This is a genomic window from Pantoea rwandensis (assembly GCF_000759475.1).
GTDB lineage: Bacteria > Pseudomonadota > Gammaproteobacteria > Enterobacterales > Enterobacteriaceae > Pantoea > Pantoea rwandensis_B.
In genome coordinates, this window is the sequence record NZ_CP009454.1 from 750720 (window position 1) to 770387 (window position 19668).

General features: G+C 56.5%; 19 protein-coding genes. 15 read left to right on the forward strand and 4 right to left on the reverse strand.

All coding sequences use genetic code 11. The annotated features are described in order from the left end of the window. Window positions 1–15: 15 nt before the first annotated feature. The 9 genes from LH22_RS20010 (at window position 16) to LH22_RS03380 (ending at window position 10123) form a co-directional block, all read left to right on the forward strand. On the forward strand, window positions 16–324 hold the full coding sequence (locus tag LH22_RS20010; RefSeq protein WP_071845581.1) for a type II toxin-antitoxin system RelE/ParE family toxin: 309 nt from the start codon (window positions 16–18) through the stop codon (window positions 322–324). Between the two features lie 42 nt (window positions 325–366). Then, entirely contained in the window at window positions 367–699 is a 333-nt protein-coding gene (locus LH22_RS03345; RefSeq protein ID WP_038644208.1) for a HigA family addiction module antitoxin, read from the forward strand. A gap of 263 nt (window positions 700–962) precedes the next feature. Next, entirely contained in the window at window positions 963–2126 is a 1164-nt protein-coding gene (locus LH22_RS03350; RefSeq protein WP_038644209.1) for an HD-GYP domain-containing protein, read from the forward strand. Between the two features lie 108 nt (window positions 2127–2234). Then, window positions 2235–2324, forward strand: coding sequence for a K(+)-transporting ATPase subunit F (gene kdpF, locus LH22_RS20015; RefSeq protein WP_064511346.1), 90 nt, complete (start codon window positions 2235–2237; stop codon window positions 2322–2324). Beyond that, window positions 2324–4003: a potassium-transporting ATPase subunit KdpA gene (gene kdpA / locus LH22_RS03355; protein ID WP_038644210.1), complete on the forward strand. Its 1680-nt coding sequence runs from the start codon at window positions 2324–2326 to the stop codon at window positions 4001–4003. The genes kdpF and kdpA overlap by 1 nt, the downstream gene beginning before the upstream one ends. A 7-nt stretch (window positions 4004–4010) precedes the next feature. Then, on the forward strand, window positions 4011–6059 hold the full coding sequence (gene kdpB / locus LH22_RS03360) for a potassium-transporting ATPase subunit KdpB (protein ID WP_038644211.1): 2049 nt from the start codon (window positions 4011–4013) through the stop codon (window positions 6057–6059). A gap of 11 nt (window positions 6060–6070) precedes the next feature. After that, window positions 6071–6643, forward strand: coding sequence for a potassium-transporting ATPase subunit KdpC (kdpC, locus tag LH22_RS03365; RefSeq protein WP_038644212.1), 573 nt, complete (start codon window positions 6071–6073; stop codon window positions 6641–6643). Between the two features lie 252 nt (window positions 6644–6895). Further along, the gene (gene kdpD / locus LH22_RS03375; protein ID WP_038644214.1) at window positions 6896–9571 is read left to right on the forward strand and encodes a two-component system sensor histidine kinase KdpD; all 2676 of its coding nucleotides are present in this window, start codon (window positions 6896–6898) and stop codon (window positions 9569–9571) included. 54 nt (window positions 9572–9625) lie between these two features. Then, window positions 9626–10123 carry a TIGR00645 family protein gene (locus LH22_RS03380; RefSeq protein WP_034819827.1) on the forward strand — a complete coding sequence of 166 codons (498 nt, stop codon included), beginning with the start codon at window positions 9626–9628 and terminating at the stop codon, window positions 10121–10123. Between the two features lie 285 nt (window positions 10124–10408). Here the strand turns inward: LH22_RS03380 and LH22_RS03385 are convergent, their stop codons facing one another. Then, a complete protein-coding gene (locus LH22_RS03385) occupies window positions 10409–11338 on the reverse strand; it encodes a LysR family transcriptional regulator (RefSeq protein ID WP_038644215.1) in 930 nt (309 codons plus the stop codon). Window positions 11339–11430: 92 nt separating this feature from the next. Between LH22_RS03385 and LH22_RS03390 the strand changes: the two genes are divergently transcribed. From LH22_RS03390 to LH22_RS03405, 4 genes are all read left to right on the forward strand, one after another. Next, complete coding sequence (locus LH22_RS03390; protein WP_038644216.1) at window positions 11431–12639, forward strand: MFS transporter; 1209 nt, start codon at window positions 11431–11433, stop codon at window positions 12637–12639. A 53-nt stretch (window positions 12640–12692) separates the two neighbouring features. After that, a complete protein-coding gene (locus LH22_RS03395) occupies window positions 12693–14042 on the forward strand; it encodes a cation:proton antiporter (RefSeq protein WP_038644217.1) in 1350 nt (449 codons plus the stop codon). A gap of 26 nt (window positions 14043–14068) precedes the next feature. Beyond that, window positions 14069–14416: a YaeQ family protein gene (locus tag LH22_RS03400; protein WP_038644218.1), complete on the forward strand. Its 348-nt coding sequence runs from the start codon at window positions 14069–14071 to the stop codon at window positions 14414–14416. Between the two features lie 215 nt (window positions 14417–14631). Beyond that, window positions 14632–15477, forward strand: coding sequence for an alpha/beta hydrolase (locus LH22_RS03405; protein ID WP_038649806.1), 846 nt, complete (start codon window positions 14632–14634; stop codon window positions 15475–15477). Between the two features lie 92 nt (window positions 15478–15569). Here the strand turns inward: LH22_RS03405 and LH22_RS03410 are convergent, their stop codons facing one another. Further along, on the reverse strand, window positions 15570–16487 hold the full coding sequence (locus LH22_RS03410; RefSeq protein WP_038644219.1) for a bestrophin family protein: 918 nt from the start codon (window positions 16485–16487) through the stop codon (window positions 15570–15572). Between the two features lie 255 nt (window positions 16488–16742). On the opposite strand from LH22_RS03410, the gene LH22_RS03415 reads away from it, so the two are divergent. Beyond that, window positions 16743–17384 (forward strand): hydrolase, encoded by a 642-nt coding sequence (locus LH22_RS03415; RefSeq protein WP_034819796.1) that lies wholly within the window; start codon window positions 16743–16745, stop codon window positions 17382–17384. A gap of 1 nt (window position 17385) precedes the next feature. Here the strand turns inward: LH22_RS03415 and LH22_RS03420 are convergent, their stop codons facing one another. After that, entirely contained in the window at window positions 17386–18288 is a 903-nt protein-coding gene (locus tag LH22_RS03420) for a LysR family transcriptional regulator (protein ID WP_038644220.1), read from the reverse strand. A gap of 95 nt (window positions 18289–18383) precedes the next feature. On the opposite strand from LH22_RS03420, the gene LH22_RS03425 reads away from it, so the two are divergent. Beyond that, window positions 18384–19205, forward strand: a complete 822-nt coding sequence (locus LH22_RS03425) for an SDR family oxidoreductase (protein WP_038644221.1) — start codon at window positions 18384–18386, stop codon at window positions 19203–19205. Here the strand turns inward: LH22_RS03425 and LH22_RS03430 are convergent. Then, window positions 19202–19537 (reverse strand): DUF488 domain-containing protein, encoded by a 336-nt coding sequence (locus LH22_RS03430; protein WP_156102773.1) that lies wholly within the window; start codon window positions 19535–19537, stop codon window positions 19202–19204. The genes LH22_RS03425 and LH22_RS03430 overlap by 4 nt on opposite strands. Window positions 19538–19668: the final 131 nt, after the last annotated feature.

Here is a 19668-nt window from a genome sequence, read left to right on the forward strand (position 1 = left end):
CAGGCAGGGAAGCATATGAAGGGTGCAATTAGACATTTTCGGGATGATTGGCTTGAGCAATTTTTTATTTATGCCTTACCACACAGGTGCCTCCCCAAAACAATTGAATCCGCGCTCGCGCGTAAGCTCGATATCATCAATGCCGCTAAAACGCATCGTGACCTGCGCTCGCCGCCCGGAAATCGTTTTGAAGCCCTGAAGCCTCCTTTGCTGGGGTATTACTCCATCCGCGTTAATGAGCAATATCGACTCATATTTCGCTGGATGAATGGCGAAGCCAGCGATCTTTATCTCGATCCGCATTCTTATAAAAACCACCGATAACCACTGCTTGTGGTCGAAAATTACCAGCAAAGAGACACAAAAATGAATCAGGCAAAACGTAAGCCCACCAGTGTTGGTGATGTGCTGCAGTATGAGTTCCTCGAACCCCTTCATCTCAAAGTGAATGATTTAGCTGAGATGCTGAATGTGCACAGGAACACCGCCAGTGCGATGGTCAATAACAATCGCAAACTGACTACAGAAATGGCATACCGTTTAGCGGCCGTTTTTGATACTTCCGTTGATTTCTGGCTCAACCTCCAGCGTTATCAGGACCAATGGGAAGTTGAAAATGATGCCCGCACGCAGGAAGAGTTAAGCCGTGTCATCCCGCTAAGCACTTTTATGGCACAGCGCGGTATGCAGGTTGCCTGACGAGTTATAACCCTAAACCCATACAGAAAAGCGTAGCGGCGCAATTTATTGCGTATCTGTCAGCAGCTCTGCGGCTGTAAACACGTACGATGAATCGTGCCGCCACCGCTCGCTGAGTTTTTTGTCCATCCATCTCCTGAACGGTCGCTCGAGATATGAGCGATAAATCACACCGCGAAAGATCGCACAAATCACTCCTGAAGAATATTTGCTCAGCTGCCGATACCTCTCCTTACCATCCACTGATATTAAGGAGCGATATCGTGATAAAGCTGATTAACGTTGACGAACTGCGGCAGGGAATGTTCATCCACAAACTCGAGGTTTGGTGGCTCAAGGACAAACGCATTCGCAACCAAATGCTGATCACCGATAAACGCCAGATCGCGATGATCCGCAACGAAGGGATCCAGCAAATCTGGATCGATCTCGATAAGTCGGTGCAGGCACCTGCAAAGCCTGCGCCGAAGAAAGCCATTCCGCAAACCCCCTTTTTTAAAGAGCTGGACCAGGCGCAAACCATCTTTAATCAGGGCAAGCCGCAGGTACTGGCGATGTTTAACGAAGCCCGTATGGGGCAGGGGCTGGATCTCGACTATACGATGGATCTGGTGGACGATATTGCCGGGTCGATTACCCGTGAACCGACGGCACTGCTTAGCGTGGCGCGGCTGAAAAATCACGACGATTACACCTATTTGCACTCCATGGCAGTGTGCGGTTTGATGATCTCGTTGGGTAAAAAAATGGGGCTTGATGAGCACCAGCAGCGGCGTGTAGGCATGGGCGGATTGCTCCATGATGTGGGGAAATCGGCGGTGCCGCTTGAAATCCTCAACAAACCCGGCAAGCTCACTGAAGAAGAGTTTACCGTTATGCGTCAGCACCCGATTGTTGGTGCGCAGATGCTCATGGAGGCCGATGCGGGCGAAGACCTGCTGGATATCGCGCTGCATCATCATGAGAAATTTGACGGTAGTGGTTATCCGCATGGCCAGAAAGGGGAAGAGATTTCGCTGTTTTCCCGCATGGCCGCGGTGTGCGATGTCTATGATGCTGTCACCTCTAATCGTCCTTACCGCAAAGGCTGGACGCCCGCCGAAGCGATGCACAACATGCTGAGCTGGCGCGGCCATTTCGATAACACGCTATTGCACGCCTTTGTGCGCACCATTGGCATTTATCCAGTGGGATCGCTGGTGCGACTCGCGTCTGGGCGCGTAGCGCTGGTGGTGCAGGCTGGCGAAAAATCATTGCTGAAACCCAAAGTGCATGTGTTCTGGTCTTTACACGCGCAACGTGAAGTGAAACCGGAAGAGCTGGATCTCGGGGATTCGTTTTGCACCGACAGTATCACGGGGGCCGAAGACAATAGCCTGTGGCAGAACATCGACCTCAATCGTATCTGGGCACTGGAAACCGCCTAATTCGACTGCATTTTTATACTTTCTTTACGCCGGATTCCCGCCTTTTTACCCCTTCTTTATGCCGCGCCGCGCATGCTTGCAGCACTACCAAATCCTCTGGAGGTTGCTGTGAGCGTGGGCGTGATTACCGGCATCGTGCTGGTGTTTATCTTGTTGGGCTACCTGATTTATGCCCTGCTTAATGCGGAGGCATTCTGATGGCTGCGAATGCGTTTTTACTGATTGCGGTGTTCCTGCTGGTGCTGATGGTGCTGGCACAACCGCTGGGACGTTTTCTTGCGGTGCTGGTGGCCGACAAACCGCTGCTGCCACGAACCGAGCGGGCGCTGTGGCGGCTGGCGGGCGTAGAAAACGGCGCGATGCGCTGGCCGCACTATCTGCTGGCGATTCTGCTGTTCAATGCGCTGGGTTTCTTGTTGCTACTGGCAATTTTGATGCTGCAAGGATCGTTGCCACTGAACCCGCAACACCTGCCTAATCTGAGCTGGGATCTGGCGCTGAACACCGCCATCAGTTTTGTCACTAACACCAACTGGCAAGCCTACGCCGGCGAAAGCACGGTGAGCTACTTTAGCCAGATGGCGGGCCTCACGGTGCAAAACTTCTTGTCGGCGGCGACCGGTATCGCGGTGGCCTTTGCGCTGATTCGTGGGTTTGCCAATCGCTCACTGGCTACGCTGGGTAACGCCTGGCGCGACCTGACGCGCATCACCGTCTATGTATTATTACCGATCAGCCTGTTGATGGCGCTGTTCTTCGTTTATCAGGGCAGCATCCAGACGTTTGAGCCATACCACGCACTCACCACGCTGGAAGGGGCACAGCAAACGCTGCCGCTCGGTCCGGTGGCCTCGCAGGAAGCGATTAAAATGCTGGGCACTAACGGTGGGGGCTTCTTCAACGTTAACTCGGCCCATCCGTTTGAGAACCCGACCGCGCTGACCAACTTTGTGCAGATGCTGAGTATCTTCCTGCTCCCCGCTGCGCTGTGTTTCACCTTTGGTCAGCATCTGGGCGACCGTCGTCAGGGCCATATGCTGCTGTGGGCGATGACCATCATGTTTGTGCTGGCAGTGGTGACCGTGATGTGGGCGGAGCTGCGCGGCAACCCGCACTTCCTGACGTTGGGGGCGGACAGCGCCATCAACATGGAAGGCAAAGAGACGCGCTTTGGCATCCTCAACTCCAGCCTGTTTGCGGTAATCACCACCGCTGCGTCGTGTGGCGCGGTGAACGCCATGCATGATTCCTTCACCGCGCTCGGCGGAATGGTGCCGATGTGGCTGATGCAGCTGGGAGAAGTGGTGTTCGGCGGCGTAGGTGCTGGGTTGTACGGCATGCTGCTGTTTGTGCTGCTCGGCGTATTTATTGCCGGTCTGATGATTGGTCGCACACCTGAGTACATGGGTAAAAAGATCGACGTGTGGGAGATGAAAATGACCGCACTGGCGATTCTGGTGACGCCGACCCTGGTGCTACTGGGAACTGCACTGGCAATGATGACCGATGCAGGCCGCGCTGGTATGGCTAACCCCGGCATTCACGGCTTCAGTGAAGTGCTGTATGCCGTCTCATCGGCGGCGAACAACAACGGCAGTGCCTTTGCCGGCTTAAGCGCTAACACGCCGTTCTGGAACCTGTTACTGGCCTTCTGCATGTTGATCGGGCGCTTCGGCATCATCATCCCGGTGATGGCGATTGCCGGTTCGCTGGCGGTGAAGAAAATCCAGCCGGTGGGCAACGGTACGCTGCCGACCCACGGCCCACTGTTTATCGCGCTGCTGATTGGCACCGTGTTGCTGGTGGGGGCGTTGACCTTTATCCCCGCGCTGGCGCTCGGCCCAGTGGCGGAACATCTGCAATTAATTCAGGGATAACGGAATCATGAGTCGTCAACAACTGGCGCTGTTTGATGCGGCGTTAACGCGCACCGCCATGTTCGATGCGGTGAAAAAACTCGACCCGCGCGTGCAGTTTCGCAATCCGGTGATGTTCCTGGTGTGGCTGGGCAGCGTGCTGACCTCGCTGCTGGCTATCGGGATGCTCACCGGCCATCTGAGCGGCAACGCCGGATTTACCGCTGGGGTTGCCATCTGGCTGTGGTTCACCGTGCTGTTTGCCAACTTCGCCGAAGCGCTGGCGGAAGGGCGCAGTAAGGCGCAGGCCAACAGTCTGAAAGGCATCAGCAAAACCAGCGATGCGAAAAAACTGGCTGAGCCGCGCCACGGTGCCCAGTGGCACAACGTGGCGGCCGACACGCTGCGAAAAGGCGATGTGGTGCTGGTGGAAGCCGGTGACATCATCCCGTGCGACGGTGAAGTGCTGGAGGGCGGTGCTTCAGTGGATGAAAGTGCGATTACCGGTGAATCGGCTCCGGTGATCCGCGAATCCGGCGGCGATTTTTCGTCGGTCACCGGCGGTACGCGCATTCTTTCCGACTGGCTGGTGATTCAGTGCAGCGTCAATCCGGGCGAAACCTTCCTTGATCGCATGATCGCCATGGTGGAGGGCGCCAAACGCCGTAAAACACCCAACGAAATTGCGCTAACCATTTTGCTGGTGTCGCTGACCATCGTGTTCCTGCTGGCAACCGCAACCTTGTGGCCGTTCTCCGCTTATGGCGGCACGCCAGTGAGCGTGACGGTGCTGGTGGCATTGCTGGTGTGCCTGATTCCGACCACCATCGGCGGCTTGCTGTCGGCGATCGGCGTGGCGGGGATGAGCCGCATGCTCGGCGCTAACGTTATCGCCACCAGCGGTCGTGCAGTGGAAGCGGCGGGCGACGTGGATGTGTTGATGCTGGATAAGACCGGCACCATCACGCTGGGTAACCGCCAGGCGACGCAGTTTATGCCCGCGCCCGGCGTTACCGAACAGCAGTTAGCGGACGCCGCGCAGTTGGCCTCGCTGGCGGATGAAACCCCGGAAGGGCGCAGTATCGTGGTGCTGGCGAAGCAAAAATTTAACCTGCGCGAACGCGATCTCAGCAGTATGGGGGCCAGCTTTATTCCGTTCTCAGCACAAACGCGCATGAGCGGCGTCAATGTGCAAGACCGCCTGATCCGTAAAGGCGCAGTTGATGCCGTTCGTCGCCATATCGAAGCCAATCACGGTCGTTTCCCCGCTGAAGTTAACGCCAGCGTGGAAGAAGTGGCGCGTGCCGGGGGCACACCGCTGGTGGTGGCCGAAGGGGCGCAGGTGCTGGGCGTGGTGGCACTGAAAGATATTGTGAAAGGCGGTATCAAAGAGCGCTTCGCTGAACTGCGCAAGATGGGTATCAAAACCGTGATGATCACCGGGGATAACCCCCTGACGGCGGCGGCGATTGCGGCAGAAGCGGGCGTGGATGATTTTCTTTCGGAAGCGACACCGGAAGCCAAGCTAGCGTTGATTCGCCAGTATCAGGCAGAAGGGCGCCTGGTGGCGATGACGGGTGACGGCACCAACGATGCCCCTGCACTGGCACAGGCCGATGTAGCGGTGGCCATGAACTCGGGTACGCAGGCGGCGAAAGAGGCTGGGAACATGGTCGATCTCGACTCCAACCCGACCAAACTGCTGGAAGTGGTGCACATCGGTAAACAGATGCTGATGACGCGCGGTTCGCTGACCACCTTCAGTATTGCCAACGACGTGGCGAAGTATTTCGCCATCATTCCGGCCGCTTTTGCCGCGACCTATCCGCAGCTCAATATGCTGAACGTGATGGCGCTGCACTCGCCGAACTCGGCGATTCTGTCGGCGGTGATCTTTAACGCGCTGGTGATTGTGTTCCTGATCCCGCTGGCACTGAAGGGCGTGAGTTATCGCCCAATGAGTGCTGCTGCCCTGTTGCGCCGCAATCTGTGGATTTACGGTGTGGGCGGACTTGTGGTGCCGTTTATTGGTATTAAAGCCATCGACCTGCTGCTGACGCTGTTTGGCCTGGTTTAAGGAGAAGAGAAATGAGTCAGTTACGTCCGGCTATTGTATTGTTAATACTGCTGACGCTGTTAACCGGCGCGGTTTATCCGTTGCTGACCACGGGTTTGGCGCAGTGGTGGTTCCCGTCTCAGGCCAACGGTTCGTTGATTGAGCAAGATGGCGTGGTGCGCGGCTCCGATCAAATCGGGCAAGCCTTTAGCCAGCCGGGACACTTTTGGGGCCGCCCGTCGGCCACCGGCGATACGCCTTACAACGCGTTGGCTTCCAGCGGTAGCAATCTGGCGGCGAGTAATCCGGCGCTGGATAAAGCCGTGGCGGAACGCGTGGCTGCGCTGCGTGCAGCCAATCCACAGGCTCCTGCTGCGGTACCGGTTGAGCTGGTGACGGCATCGGCGAGTGGACTTGATCCGGATATTTCGCCGGAAGCCGCACTTTGGCAGGCACCCCGTATCGCTGCGGCACGCAATATGGCGGTGAAGGATGTGGAAGCGTTGATTGCCCGCAACACCGAACGCCCGCTGCTGCCATTTATCGGTGAAGAGACGGTGAACGTGCTGCGACTGAATATGGCGCTGGATGCGTTGCAGGGATAAGACCCGGTACGCATCAAGGCGTCATTAATACGGTGCGGTTTATAACGAGGTGCGCATCAATGCGTCATTGAATACGTTGCTGTTTATGATGAGGTGCGCATCATTGCGGCATTGAATACGATGCGTTTTTTGACCAGGTGCGCATCAATGCGCGCCCTATAGTTTTTAGGACCGTCATTGATGGCGACCGTTTTGATGAGCGCGCCGATGACGACAACGCGATTTGTCGCACGTTGGTATGACGGATAACGAATGAACGATGAAATCACCCGCCCGGACCCCGATGCGCTGTTGCTCAATCACAGTGACAGCCATCGCGGTAAGCTGAAAATCTACTTCGGTGCCTGTGCGGGCGTGGGCAAAACCTTCGCCATGCTGCAGGAAGCACAGCGCTTACGTGCGCAAGGCCTTGATGTGCTGGCGGGGGTGGTGGAAACCCATGGACGTGAAGAAACCGCTGCGCTGCTCAACGGCCTGGCGGTTTTGCCACGTCGCGCGACTGGGCGTTCACGGCACGCTGAATTCGACCTCGATGCGGCACTGGCACGCCACCCGGCAGTGATTCTGATGGACGAGTTGGCGCACACCAACGTACAGGGTTCGCGTCATCCCAAACGTTGGCAGGACATCGAAGAGTTGCTGGAAGCGGGCATCGACGTGATCACCACCGTCAACGTGCAGCATCTGGAAAGCCTCAACGATGTGGTTGGCGGTGTGACCGGTATTCAGGTGCGCGAAACCGTACCCGATCCGTTTTTCGATAGCGCCGATGAGGTGGTGCTGGTGGATCTGCCACCGGACGATCTGCGTCAACGGCTGAAAGAGGGCAAAGTCTACGTCGGCGATCGTGCTGAACGCGCGATTGAAAACTTCTTCCGCAAAGGCAACTTGTTTGCCCTACGCGAACTGGCGCTGCGCCGTACCGCTGATCGTGTTGACGATCAGATGCGTGCCTGGCGCGATCAGCAAGGCCGCGACAAAGTGTGGCACACGCGCGACGCTATTTTGCTGTGCATCGGTGATGACACCGGCAGCGAAAAATTGGTGCGCACCGCAGCGCGTTTAGCCGCCCGTCTCGGCAGCGAATGGCATGCGGTGTATGTAGAAACCCCGCGCCTCAATCGCCTGCCGGAAGCGCGTCGTCGCGCTATTCTGCGCACCCTGCAACTGGCACAAGAACTGGGTGCGGAAACGGCCACGCTTTCCGATCCCGATGAAGCCCGTGCCGTGCTGCGTTACGCACGTGAGCACAATCTCGGCAAAATTGTCACCGGACGCCAGCCACAGCGACGCTGGCGGCGCGACAGCTTTGCTCAGCGTTTGGGGCAGCTCGGCCCAGACCTCGATTTACTGGTGGTGGCACTGGACGAGCCGGTGCGCGACGCACCGCATCCGCTGGGCGGTAAACCGGCCAACAGTGATAAGTGGCGGCTGCATCTGCGCGGCTGCCTGATGGCGATTGCGCTGTGCATTCTGGTGACGACCGTGGGTCGCTGGCTGCTGGTGGAGTTCGATCCGGCCAACGGCGTGATGATTTATCTGTTAGCCGTGGTGTTAGTCGCGCTGCGCTTTGGTCGCTGGCCTTCGGTGTTTGCCACGGTGATCAACATCCTGGCCTTTGACCTGTTCTTTGTTGCCCCCACCGGCACCGTGGCGGTATCGGATTTGCAGTATCTGGTGACCTTCGCGGTGATGCTGGCGGTAGGAGTGATCGTCGGGAACCTGACAGCAGGCGTGCGCTATCAGGCTAAAGTGGCGCGCTATCGTGAACAGCGTGCGCGCCATCTGTATGAGATGGCAAAATCGCTCGGCAGCGCGCTCACGCCGCAGGATATCGCCGCCACTAGCCAGCGAGTGATTGATGTCACCTTGCAGGCACGCAGCCAGCTACTGCTGCCGGATGAGCAGGGCGAGTTACAGGCAGTGGGTGAGAGCGGTATTGGTACGCCGCCCGATCTCGGCATCGCCAAATGGAGCTTTAGCAAAGCGCAACCCGCGGGTGCAGGCACCGATACCTTGCCTGCGGTGCCGTATCAAATTCTGCCGTTGAAAAGCGGGAATCACTGCCGGGGTTTATTGGTGGTTGAGCCAGAGAATCTGCGCCAACTGATGATTCCCGAACAGCAGCGTCTGGTGGAAACCTTCACGGTGTTGATCGCCAACGCACTGGAGCGCATGGCGCTGTCGCAGAGTGAAGCGGCCTCACGGCTGGCGGCAGAGCGTGAGCAACTGCGTAATGCCCTGCTATCGGCACTTTCACACGACCTGCGAACCCCGCTGACGGTGCTGTTCGGTCAGGCGGAAATGCTGATGCTGGATTTGGCCGGTGAGGACTCAAAATATGTCGGGCAGGCCAATCAGATTCGCGAGCAGACGTTAAGCACCATTCGGCTGGTGAGCAATATGCTGGATATGGCGCGTATTCAGTCCGGCGGTCTTAACCTGCGCGAAGAGTGGGTGGCGCTGGATGAAGTGATTGGCGGCGCGCTGAGCAGTATGGGGCCGTCGCTAACAGGACACGATTTTGCACTCGATTTGCCGCCGGAATTGGTGCTGATCAAAGGCGACAGCGCGATGTTAGAGCGCGTGTTCACCAACCTGATTGAGAACAGCCTCAAATATGCCGGTAACGCCGCGCAGCATGGCATTCGCGCCTGGCGTGATAAAGAGCGGCTGGAGATTGCGGTGTGGGACAACGGTCCGGGCATCGCCGTTGAGAACATGACGCGTATTTTCGACAAGTTTGCGCGCGGTGATAAGGAGTCGGCTGTGCCCGGTGTCGGGCTGGGTTTGGCCATCAGCAAAACCATAATTGAATCCCATCGCGGACGCATCTGGGCGGAAAATCGACCGGAAGGGGGCGCAGAGTTTCGCTTGTCACTACCGCTGCCAGCGGCCCCTGAAATTTCTGAAGAACCGCTGAAATAACTTCACACAAGTTCGGTTATAATCGACCACTTGTCTGTTGATTAATGGGAAATTATGGAACGTTTTATCGAGAACCTGATGTATTCATCGCGCTGGTTGCTGGCACCGGTTTACATTGGACTTTCGCTGGGGCTGCTGGCGCTGACCGTTAAATTTTTCCAGGAAATTTTTCACCTGTTGCCCAACATTCTCAGCATTGCTGAGAACGATCTGATTCTGCTGCTGCTGTCGTTGGTCGACATGACGCTGGTCGGCGGCTTGCTGGTGATGGTGATGCTCTCTGGCTATGAAAACTTTGTGTCCAAGCTGGATATTGATGAGAACAAAGAGAAGCTGAGCTGGCTGGGCAAGATGGATTCCGGCTCGTTGAAGAACAAAGTCGCGGCCTCGATTGTGGCGATTTCATCGATCCATCTGCTGCGTATCTTTATGGATGCGCGCAATGTCGATGACAGCAAGCTGATGTGGTACGTGATTATCCACCTGACCTTTGTGCTGTCGGCCTTTGTGATGGGCTGGCTGGATAATATGTCGAAGGTGGAGAAGAAGTAGTTTCGTGTGCCGGGTGCGCATCAATGCGCACCTTACGAAAAACCCGCACAATTCTCGAAAATCTTCACACTATGAAAAATTCGCATAATTCCCGAAAATCTGCCCCCTATTAGAAATCAGCATCATCCCCGAAAATCTGCACCCTGGTAAAATCAGCATCATTCCGCGTAGGGGCGCCATTCAAGGCACGCTGGTCAAACACCGCAATGATATTACGCCCTGGTTAATCACGGCGAAGCTATTTCACCCTGTTCAAACACCGCAATGATATTGCGACCTGGTCAATCACCGAACCGGCTGTGCCCCGGCCAGTTTTGGCATCACTTCCCTGATCATCGCGAAAAAATGCCGCATTCTGGCGGGATAATAACTGGCCCACGGATAGGTGAGCCATACCGGTAGCGGCGGTGCTTGCCATTCGGGTACGAGCTGAATCAGATGCCCTTCCGCCAAATCTTCCTGCACCACCCACGAAGAGATAATCGCGGCGCCCATGCCCGTCAGGGCGGCTTTGCGGACGGCATATAAACTGTCACTGGCGAGACGGGGCGCAATCGCCAGGTTCATCGGCTGAGCATCACTCAGCCGCTGTAGCGCCAGCTCGTTGCGATAAAAGCTGGTTAATGCCAGCCAGGGCAAGTCGGGGAGTTGGGTGACGTCCTCCACGGGCGGATATTGCGCCAGCAGTGAGGGCGCCGCCACCACAAAGCGTGGGACCTCAGCCAGCAGAATCGCCACCAGCGAAGGATCGTTCACCACGCCAACCTGAATCGCGCAGTCAACATTTTCGCTGATGAAATCTGGCGTGCGATCATTGAGCATCCACTCCACTGTCAGGCGCGGATAGCGCTGCAGATACGCCACCAGTGGGTCAATCAGTTGGTCCTGGCCAAAAGCGTGCGGCGCCCGCACGCGCAGCGTACCGATTGGATCGTCGTTGGAACCGGTGAGCTCATCTTCCAGCGCATGCCAGGTTGCCAGCAACTGTCGCGCCTGGGCATAGCAGCGCTCACCATCATCGGTGAGTTTCAGTGCGTGGGTGGTACGCAGAATCAGCTTGAGACCCAGTCGCTGTTCCAGCGCCTGCAAACGGCGGCTAATGGTGGGCTGTGTGGTGCCCAACTGTGCCGCCGCCGCTGACAGCGATCCACTTTCAACAATGCGGATAAAGGTCTGCATCAATTCAATGCGGTCAATACTGGTTGGATTGCTCATACGTACCACGCATAACAGTTCTGTTATTGATGAGTCTACCGCGTATGGCAGAGTCGCGCTTTAATAAGCGCACTTTCACGGGGGAATTCACTATGTCAGCCATTTCGCAATCTACTGCATTGCCAGCTGAAAAACTGCCAGCGCCGCTGGTGTTCACGCTTGCTGCAGGTGCCGGGCTTAGCGTGGCATCGATTTACTACAGCCAGCCGATGCTGGATATCATCAGCAAACAATTTAACGTCGGTATCGGCAGCGTCGGCATGGTGCCAATGCTGACCCAGGCGGGATATGCACTCGGTATTCTGCTGCTGGCACCGCTCGGTGACCGCCATGACCGCCGCACCATTATTCTGATAAAGGGCCTGATGCTGGTCGCCGCGCTGTTGCTGTGTGGCTTCTCTGGCGGCATTAACGCGTTACTGATCGCCAGCTTTGTCACCGGCTTAACCGCTACCGTGGCGCAGGACATCGTGCCTGCTTCGGCAGCACTCGCGCCAGAACGCAGTCGCGGTAAAACCGTTGGCACAGTGATGACCGGCTTGCTGGTCGGTATTCTGCTGTCACGCGTGGTGAGCGGTGTGGTGGCGGAATATCTGGGCTGGCGCACCATGTACATGGTGGCGGCGGTTGCCGTGCTGATGATTAGCCTGGCGCTGTGGCGTGTGTTGCCGCGCTTCAAACCGGGCACCTTTGTCAGCTATCCGCGTCTGCTGCTGTCGCTGGCACACTTGTGGCAGCATCACCAGACGCTGCGCCGTGCGGCGATAGCACAGGGTTTGCTGTCAGTGGCCTTCAGCGCTTTCTGGTCAACGCTGGCACTGATGCTGAGTGAACGCTTCCATTTTGATAGTGCAATAGCGGGGGCATTTGGTCTGGCGGGTGCAGCGGGTGCGCTGGCGGCGCCGTTGGCGGGAAGCGTGGCGGATCGCATCGGCCCTGCACGTGTCACCCAGTATGGTGCCACGCTGGTGATGGTGTCCTTTGCGCTGATGTTCCTGCTGCCACTGTTGCCGGTTCCGGCTCAGATCGGCCTGATCATCATCAGCACCATCGGCTTCGATTTGGGCGTGCAGGCCACGCTGGTGGCGCATCAGACATTGGTCTACAGCCTGGCGCCAGAAGCGCGTAGCCGACTAAATGCGCTGATGTTTACCGTGGTATTTATCGGCATGGCGACCGGTGCGGCACTCGGAAGCCTGGCGCTGGCGCACTTTGGCTGGACCGGCGTGGTGGCGCTCTCCACACTTGCCGCTGCGCTTGCGTTAATGATTCGTCTGGCGAGTCGTCACTTGAAAAACTGATCGTCAATCCTGTGCCAGGCTTAAGGGAGAATATTATTTAAAAACGGAGCGTTATGAACTTCCTGGCCTGGACCGCCGCCACCGGTGGTCTGTTACTTCTGATGTCACTGGCTTCCGGTTGGATACACCGTGGGCCAGTGACTTCGTTTGGGCTTTACCTGCTTGCGGGCATCTTATGTGGCCCGTGGGTCTTCAATCTGCTGCAAATCGACATCATCGGGCACGCCAATCTTGCCGCCCACCTCACCGAAATCGCCATGGCAGCCTCGCTGTTTATCACCGGGCTCAAGTTACGTCTCCCGCTTAACGCACATGCCTGGCGTGTCGGCGTGCGATTGGCCTTCCCCGCGATGTTGCTTACCGTAGGCGGTATGACGCTGCTGGTGCATTGGATGACCGGCTTCGACTGGGCGCTGTCACTGGCATTTGGTGCCATCGTCGCACCGACCGACCCGGTACTGGCCAGCCTGATATCGGTCAACGATGCGCGTGATGATGATGCACTGCGCGTGGCACTTTCCAGCGAAGCCGGGATGAATGATGGTTCCGCTTTGCCGTTGCTGATGTTGGCGCTGCTGTTGCTGGCACCTGAAAGCATGGATATCAGCCATTGGGGCACATGGGCGTTAAAAGACGTGCTGTGGGCTATCGCGGGCGGGCTGGGTATCGGTTATTTACTGGGACGTTTGATCGGGCAATTAGCAACCCAACTGCGCAGCGCCCACGAGGATATTGCCCCCAACGATTTTCTCGCACTGGCCCTGATTGCGCTGAGTTATGCAGCGGCGCAAGCCGTGGATGCTTCTGGCTTCCTCGCCACCTTTGCGGCGGGCGTGGGGCTTCGACGCGCTGAATTGCGCGTGGTGAAGCACTATCCGCAAGAGGAGTTGTCAGAAGAAGAGCAATATCTGCCCGCCGAGGCACGCGTCAATCCTAATCAGCGACTATCGCATGGCGGTAGTGGCATGGTGAAATCGGTCGGTTTGGTGATCGGCGATGCGCTGTCATTTGGTGATACCATCGAGCGCTTGTTGGCCGCAGGCATGATGGTGGTGCTGGGTATCACGCTAGCGCAGCACTGGAATCTCACCGGTATTGGCTTAGCGCTGCTGCTGTTTGTGGTCGTGCGTCCGCTGGCGGTGTGGATCACCACCTGGCGCTGCGAAATTCCCCTGATGCGCCGCCTGCTGATTGGCTGGTTAGGGATTCGCGGCATCGGCAGTATTAATTACATCGCTTATGCCTGGGTGCACGGCATGCGTGGCCCGCAGGCAGAGCAAATGGTGGATATGGCGTTGACGTTAGTGGTGTGCAGCATCGTGCTGCACGGCATCACGGTGACGCCGTTATTAAACTGGCGTGCCGCCCGTCAGGCGGCGCGTGCGCAACATCATCAAAAGTGATTTTCTGGAAATTACTGGAGTCTGTTATGAAAGCCATATTGATCGCCCTTGTTGGGCTCTCGCTTTCCGCCCCTGTCTTCGCCGCCGACGGTGATAACACCAGCGAAGAGAATGTGTATGCCAGCCAGCTGTGCCATCTGGTGAGCACGGAAAAAAAGACCAGCGATCTGGATACCTATACCGCGAAGATGAAGTCTCAGCTGGCCGCCAGCCAGTCTTCTTCGGCGATGGATAAGCCTGAATTTAATGAAGAAACTGCGCAGGAAGTGATCAGCGCCTGGATGGAACTGGGCGAGGATGAGCGTGCGCAGCTGCGCCATAATCAGCAGCAGTGTGAGCAAACTGTGATGACCCAATTCCAGCAACAGGATTAAAAGTTTTTATCGCCAGAATACGCGCCTTTTCTGGCGCGTTTTTTAATGGATCTTTTGTACAAAATGCGTACATAATCGCCAGCGTTGAAATCAGACACGCATCACATAACGAGACGCAGCCCACAAGGCTGACATGTTTTTTTCAATACTGGCTACTGGGCATGAAACTTACACGGCGTCACTTTTTGTTGGCAACCGGGGCAACCGCGCTCTCGATGACCACAGGCAAACTGTTTGCCCGTGATGACATCATCCCATTGTGGCCTGACGATCCGCCGGGCGGCGGCGGGCCGTCTGGACTATTAAAAGTCAGCATGAACGGCTCCTGGACAAATATCGTTTCTCCAGCCATTCAACGTTTCCGGCCTGAAAATCCTAATGGCGAAGCGGTGATTGTGGCGGCTGGCGGCGGCTACCGCTTTATCGGCATGGGGCGCGAAGCCTGGCCCGTTGCGCGTTGGTTGAATGCCAATGGCTATACCGTTTATGTGCTGAGTTACCGCTTGCCAGGAGAAAAGTGGCAGGCGGGCAACCTCGCGCCGCTGCAGGATGCGCAGCGCGCTATTCGTCTGGTGCGTTCGATGGAACGTAAAGTGCACTTGCTCGGCTTCTCTGCCGGCGGACATCTGCTGGGTATGGCGGCGGCGCGCCCCGATTTCACCACCTATCCTGCGCAGGACCCGCTTGACCAGATCCGCCCAACGGCCGATAGCGTTGGCCTGATCTACCCGGTCATCACCCTTGAAGCGCCGTATCAGAACACCAAGACGCATCTGATGATGGTAGGCGATCACGCGACGCCAACCCAGGAAGCGAACTGGTCAGTGCAGAATTATGTCACCCGACAATATCCACCGACGTTCCTCGCCCAGGCGGAAGATGATCACACCTCCAATCCCCATAACACTGAAATGATGCGCGATGCCTGCCGTCGTATGCAGGTGCCGGTCGAGTTGATTGAACTCAGCAGTGGCGGGCACGGGTTTGGTCTGGGTAAAGCGGGTTCGCCTGCCGCGCTGTGGGATCAGGCGTATGTACGTTGGCTGGATCTGCACAGTTAATCGGGATTGGGTCGTCATGAATGGCAACCCTACGACGAGTTTTTGCGGTTTTCGTAGGGTGCGCATTCATGCGCATCAGGCATATATACGCATCAGGTCAAATTAAAATAGCGATCCGGCTGATGCGGTTCCGGCAGCGGGAAATCGTTATTCATCGCCTTCAAATTACGCTCGATATTGACGCACAGCGCATCCAGCGGCAGATGATTAGGCGCAGTGCCGAACGGATCTTCCAACTCTTCTGCCAGTGACTCCAGCGACAGGAAAGTGTAGGAAATAAACACCGACACCAGCGGCGTCATCAGATGCAAATCCGCCACCAGCGCAAACGGCAGCAGGGTACAGAACAGATACACGGTGCGGTGCAGAATCAAACTGTAGGCAAACGGAATCGGCGTGCTGGCCAGACGATCGCAGCCTCCCAGATATGCCGACAGCAGATTGAGATTCTCATCAATACTCTGCCAGACAATATCCGATACCAACCCATCATCGCGCCGCTGCGCCAACCACTCGCCCATACATAACAGCGTCTGCGAGGTCGGCATAGGATGGCCCAGCACCGCGCGTTGCCATTTTTCCGGCAGCAAACGCGTTAAGTCAGCCTGCGCATCGGTTTTGCGCAGTCGGTGTTTCAAGGCCCAACTGAATGCCAGCTGCAATCCAATAAACTCCTGCACCTGTTCTTCACTGACGCCACGAATCGTTTTTATCTGACGCAGCAGCGAGCGCTGGGCGATGTGCATATTGCCCCACAGCGTGCGTGCCTCAATAAAGCGTGCATAGCTGGCGTTGTTGCGGAAGCCGAGAAACACCGCGATCGACACACCAATCAAGCTGAACGGTGCCGTGGTGAGGTGAATGCCGAACGTGGAATACCAGGGATAACCGATGATGGCTATCACCGACATCAGCAGGTTGAGTGACAGGCGAAATACAATGCTTACCAGTACCGAGCCATGCCAGTCGAACAGCCGGAGGAACCAGTGTTGATGAGGACGTACGATCATTTTTGCGATGGTGTTTTTTTATGATTTAGTCAGCACAGGTTACGCCCGTCATTGCCGTATAAGCAATGCGAAAGTCAGGTATTTTCACCACAAATACAGACTCTGTAAGCTGATTTTATCTTTATAAATCAATCTTCTAAAAACAGTTTGAACAAGTTGTAAAATTCTTTGCGTTATCTCTTCGCGGCCCCTTTCTCTAAAGTTCATTCCAGCAGCACAACACCCAAATTTAAAAACACTTTAGAGGAATACATCATGTCTAAACTTGACCTGCTCGACCCACAGAACTCTACTCTGATCTTTATCGACCACCAGCCGCAGATGGCCTTCGGCGTCGCCAATATTGATCGCCAGCAGCTCAAAAATAACACCGTCGCTTTGGCAAAAGCGGGCAAAGTTTTCGACGTGCCGGTGATTTATACTTCTGTAGAGACCGAAAGCTTCAGCGGCTACATCTGGCCAGAACTGCTGGCCGTGCATCCGGAATCCAAGCCGATTGAGCGTACTTCCATGAACTCATGGGAAGATGCCAAATTCGTCGAAGCGGTGAAGAAAACCGGTCGTAAGAAGCTGATTATCTCTGCGCTGTGGACGGAAGTGTGTCTGACTTTCCCGGCCCTGATGGCACTGAAAGAGGGCTTTGAAGTGTACGTGGTGACCGATACTTCAGGCGGCACCAGCGTCGATGCCCACGAGCGTTCGATTCAGCGCATGGTGCAGGCCGGTGCGGTGCCAGTGACCTGGCAGCAAGTATTGTTGGAGTACCAGCGCGACTGGTCACGCAAAGAAACCTACGATGCGGTGATGGATCTGGTGCGTGAGCACAGCGGCGCATACGGCATGGGCGTGGATTACGCCTACACCATGGTGCACAAAGCACCACAGCGTCAGGCTTGAGTTACGACTGGCGCGGCAGGCTGATTTTCAACGCATCGATAAACAGCCGCAGCGCCATCGACTGATGCTGGTTGGGCGGGAACCACAAGGCCATCCCCGCCGACTGCACCCGCCAGTCGGCGAGCAGTTCCACTAACAGACCCGATTGCAGCGCCGCTTCGGCGTAAAGCGAGGGTACATAAGCAATGCCCAATCCGCTGATGGCCGCGCTGGTCATCAGCGCGTTATTGTCCAGCGTAATCAAGCCCGGCACATCGATCTCACTGCTCTCTCCCGCCTTTGCATACTCCCAGCGATAGCGCTTGCCGCTTGGCAGCCGGTGGCGAATGCACTGCTGCTGCAGCAAATCCTGTGGCTGCTGCACCGGCGGGTGTGAGGCCAAATATTCGGGGGAAGCGACGGTGATAAAGTGCAATGGACCACCCAGCGTAATCGCCACCATATCCTGCGGCACATCTTCCATTAACCGAATGCCGGCATCGAAACCGGCTGCGGTGATATCCACCAGTTCACCTTGCGCGGCTAGATCGAGCTGGATATTGGGATACTCGGCGCAAAATCCCGGCACTACCTTTTCCAGCAGGATACTAATTGCCGCATCGCTGGCGCTGATGCGCAAGGTACCTGCGTGCTGCTGGCGGCGAGCGCTGACATCGTGCAGCACTTCATCCATTTCATTCAGGAGTGGAGCGAGGCGATCGATAAGCTGTTGCCCGGCATCGGTGAGCGATACGCTGCGGGTCGTGCGCTGAAAAAGCTGTACCCCCAGATTCTGCTCCAGCGTTTTCACCAGATGGCTGAGTGAAGAGCGCTTCAGGCCGAGCATCTCAGCGGCGCGACGGAAGCTGCGTTGCTCACCCAGGGTTTTGATGGCCTGCAATTCATGCCAGGAAGGTCTTCTCATTGGTGGATTTTCCTCACCAGGTCATGCGCGATTAGGGAGACGATAGCCACCAGTAAAGCGAACTATCATCGGGTTTTCAACCGGAGGACGACAAAATGAAAACCTGGTTAATTACCGGTGCCAGCAGTGGGCTGGGCCGTTTGATGAGTGAAGATTTACTGGCGCGTGGCGATCGCGTGCTGGCCTGCGTGCGCCGCACTGAGGCAATGGCAGATCTGCAAGCGCGATACGGTGAGCAGTTACAGGTCATGATGCTGGATTTGGCGAACACTGCCAGCATTGCGCCAGCCATCGCGCAGGCATTTGCCAGCGTTGAACGCGTCGATGTGGTGGTGAGCAATGCCGCCTATGGTCTGTTTGGTGCTGCGGAAGAGCTGAGCGATGCGCAGATTGATCGCCAGATCGCCACCAATCTCACGGGCTCCATTCAGCTGATTCGTGCCGTGATTCCATTGTTGCGCCAGCAGGGCGGCGGTCGCATCGCGCAGGTTTCCTCTGAAGGTGGGCAGGTGGCTTATCCCAACTTCAGCCTTTATCACGCCAGCAAGTGGGGCATTGAAGGATTTGTTGAAGCAGTACGGCAGGAAGTGGCCAGCTTTGGCATCGATTTCCTGCTGGTGGAGCCGGGGCCAACCGCCACTAATTTCGGTGCCGGGCTGGATATCGCCGAGCCGCTGGATGCTTATCACGACTCAGCTTCAGGTCAGCTGCGTCGCGCGATCTTGTCGGGTGATTTCGCGATTAAGGGAGATGCCGCAAAATCTGTCACCGCCATGATCGCCACACTGGATCAGCCTGCCATGCCACTGCGCTTAGCGCTGGGCAGCACAGCGTATGACAATATTGAGGCCGCACTGGAACGGCGCCTGGCTGAGTTACGCGCGCAAAAAGCCGCCGCGTACGGGGCGGATGTTTAACCCAGCAGTTTCTGCAATACGGTAATGTGGCTCTGCTGATCGAGTTTGGTGGCGGTCAGCAGCGTCACTTTTTGCTTTTCCATCCGCTGTTTCAGCTCGGCGAGCGCTGCGTTTTGTTGCAACTCGGCACGATACTGCTTTTCGAAATGGGCGAAATCAATGGTTTCGCTGTGTAGCGCTTGACGTAATTCGGCAGAAGGCGCGATCGCCTTCAACCACTCATCGTACTGCAGATCGGCTTTTTTCATGCCGCGCGGCCACAGCCGATCCACCAAAATCCTGTAGCCGTCCTGCTCACTGATCTCGTCGTAGACCCGTTTCACATCAACCATGATTGCCCCCCTGTAACCGCACATTGTAGCAGGCAGGGAATGCGCATCGCTGCCACACTTAGCGCACATTCCAGCTATGCACCGACAGTAGCGGCGCAATGTATTGCGCACCTGCCGCGATAATTGATGAA

What these genes read in the sequence shown, in the direction of transcription:
- LH22_RS20010 (WP_071845581.1), top strand. Translation starts at nt 16, where the DNA reads ATGAAGGGTGCAATTAGACATTTTCGGGATGATTGGCTTGAGCAATTT.
- LH22_RS03345 (WP_038644208.1), top strand. Translation starts at nt 367, where the DNA reads ATGAATCAGGCAAAACGTAAGCCCACCAGTGTTGGTGATGTGCTGCAG.
- kdpA (WP_038644210.1), top strand. Translation starts at nt 2,324, where the DNA reads ATGGCTGCGAATGCGTTTTTACTGATTGCGGTGTTCCTGCTGGTGCTG.
- kdpB (WP_038644211.1), top strand. Translation starts at nt 4,011, where the DNA reads ATGAGTCGTCAACAACTGGCGCTGTTTGATGCGGCGTTAACGCGCACC.
- kdpC (WP_038644212.1), top strand. Translation starts at nt 6,071, where the DNA reads ATGAGTCAGTTACGTCCGGCTATTGTATTGTTAATACTGCTGACGCTG.
- kdpD (WP_038644214.1), top strand. Translation starts at nt 6,896, where the DNA reads ATGAACGATGAAATCACCCGCCCGGACCCCGATGCGCTGTTGCTCAAT.
- LH22_RS03380 (WP_034819827.1), top strand. Translation starts at nt 9,626, where the DNA reads ATGGAACGTTTTATCGAGAACCTGATGTATTCATCGCGCTGGTTGCTG.
- LH22_RS03385 (WP_038644215.1), bottom strand. Translation starts at nt 11,338, where the DNA reads ATGAGCAATCCAACCAGTATTGACCGCATTGAATTGATGCAGACCTTT.
- LH22_RS03390 (WP_038644216.1), top strand. Translation starts at nt 11,431, where the DNA reads ATGTCAGCCATTTCGCAATCTACTGCATTGCCAGCTGAAAAACTGCCA.
- LH22_RS03395 (WP_038644217.1), top strand. Translation starts at nt 12,693, where the DNA reads ATGAACTTCCTGGCCTGGACCGCCGCCACCGGTGGTCTGTTACTTCTG.
- LH22_RS03400 (WP_038644218.1), top strand. Translation starts at nt 14,069, where the DNA reads ATGAAAGCCATATTGATCGCCCTTGTTGGGCTCTCGCTTTCCGCCCCT.
- LH22_RS03405 (WP_038649806.1), top strand. Translation starts at nt 14,632, where the DNA reads ATGACCACAGGCAAACTGTTTGCCCGTGATGACATCATCCCATTGTGG.
- LH22_RS03410 (WP_038644219.1), bottom strand. Translation starts at nt 16,487, where the DNA reads ATGATCGTACGTCCTCATCAACACTGGTTCCTCCGGCTGTTCGACTGG.
- LH22_RS03415 (WP_034819796.1), top strand. Translation starts at nt 16,743, where the DNA reads ATGTCTAAACTTGACCTGCTCGACCCACAGAACTCTACTCTGATCTTT.
- LH22_RS03420 (WP_038644220.1), bottom strand. Translation starts at nt 18,288, where the DNA reads ATGAGAAGACCTTCCTGGCATGAATTGCAGGCCATCAAAACCCTGGGT.
- LH22_RS03425 (WP_038644221.1), top strand. Translation starts at nt 18,384, where the DNA reads ATGAAAACCTGGTTAATTACCGGTGCCAGCAGTGGGCTGGGCCGTTTG.
- LH22_RS03430 (WP_156102773.1), bottom strand. Translation starts at nt 19,537, where the DNA reads ATGGTTGATGTGAAACGGGTCTACGACGAGATCAGTGAGCAGGACGGC.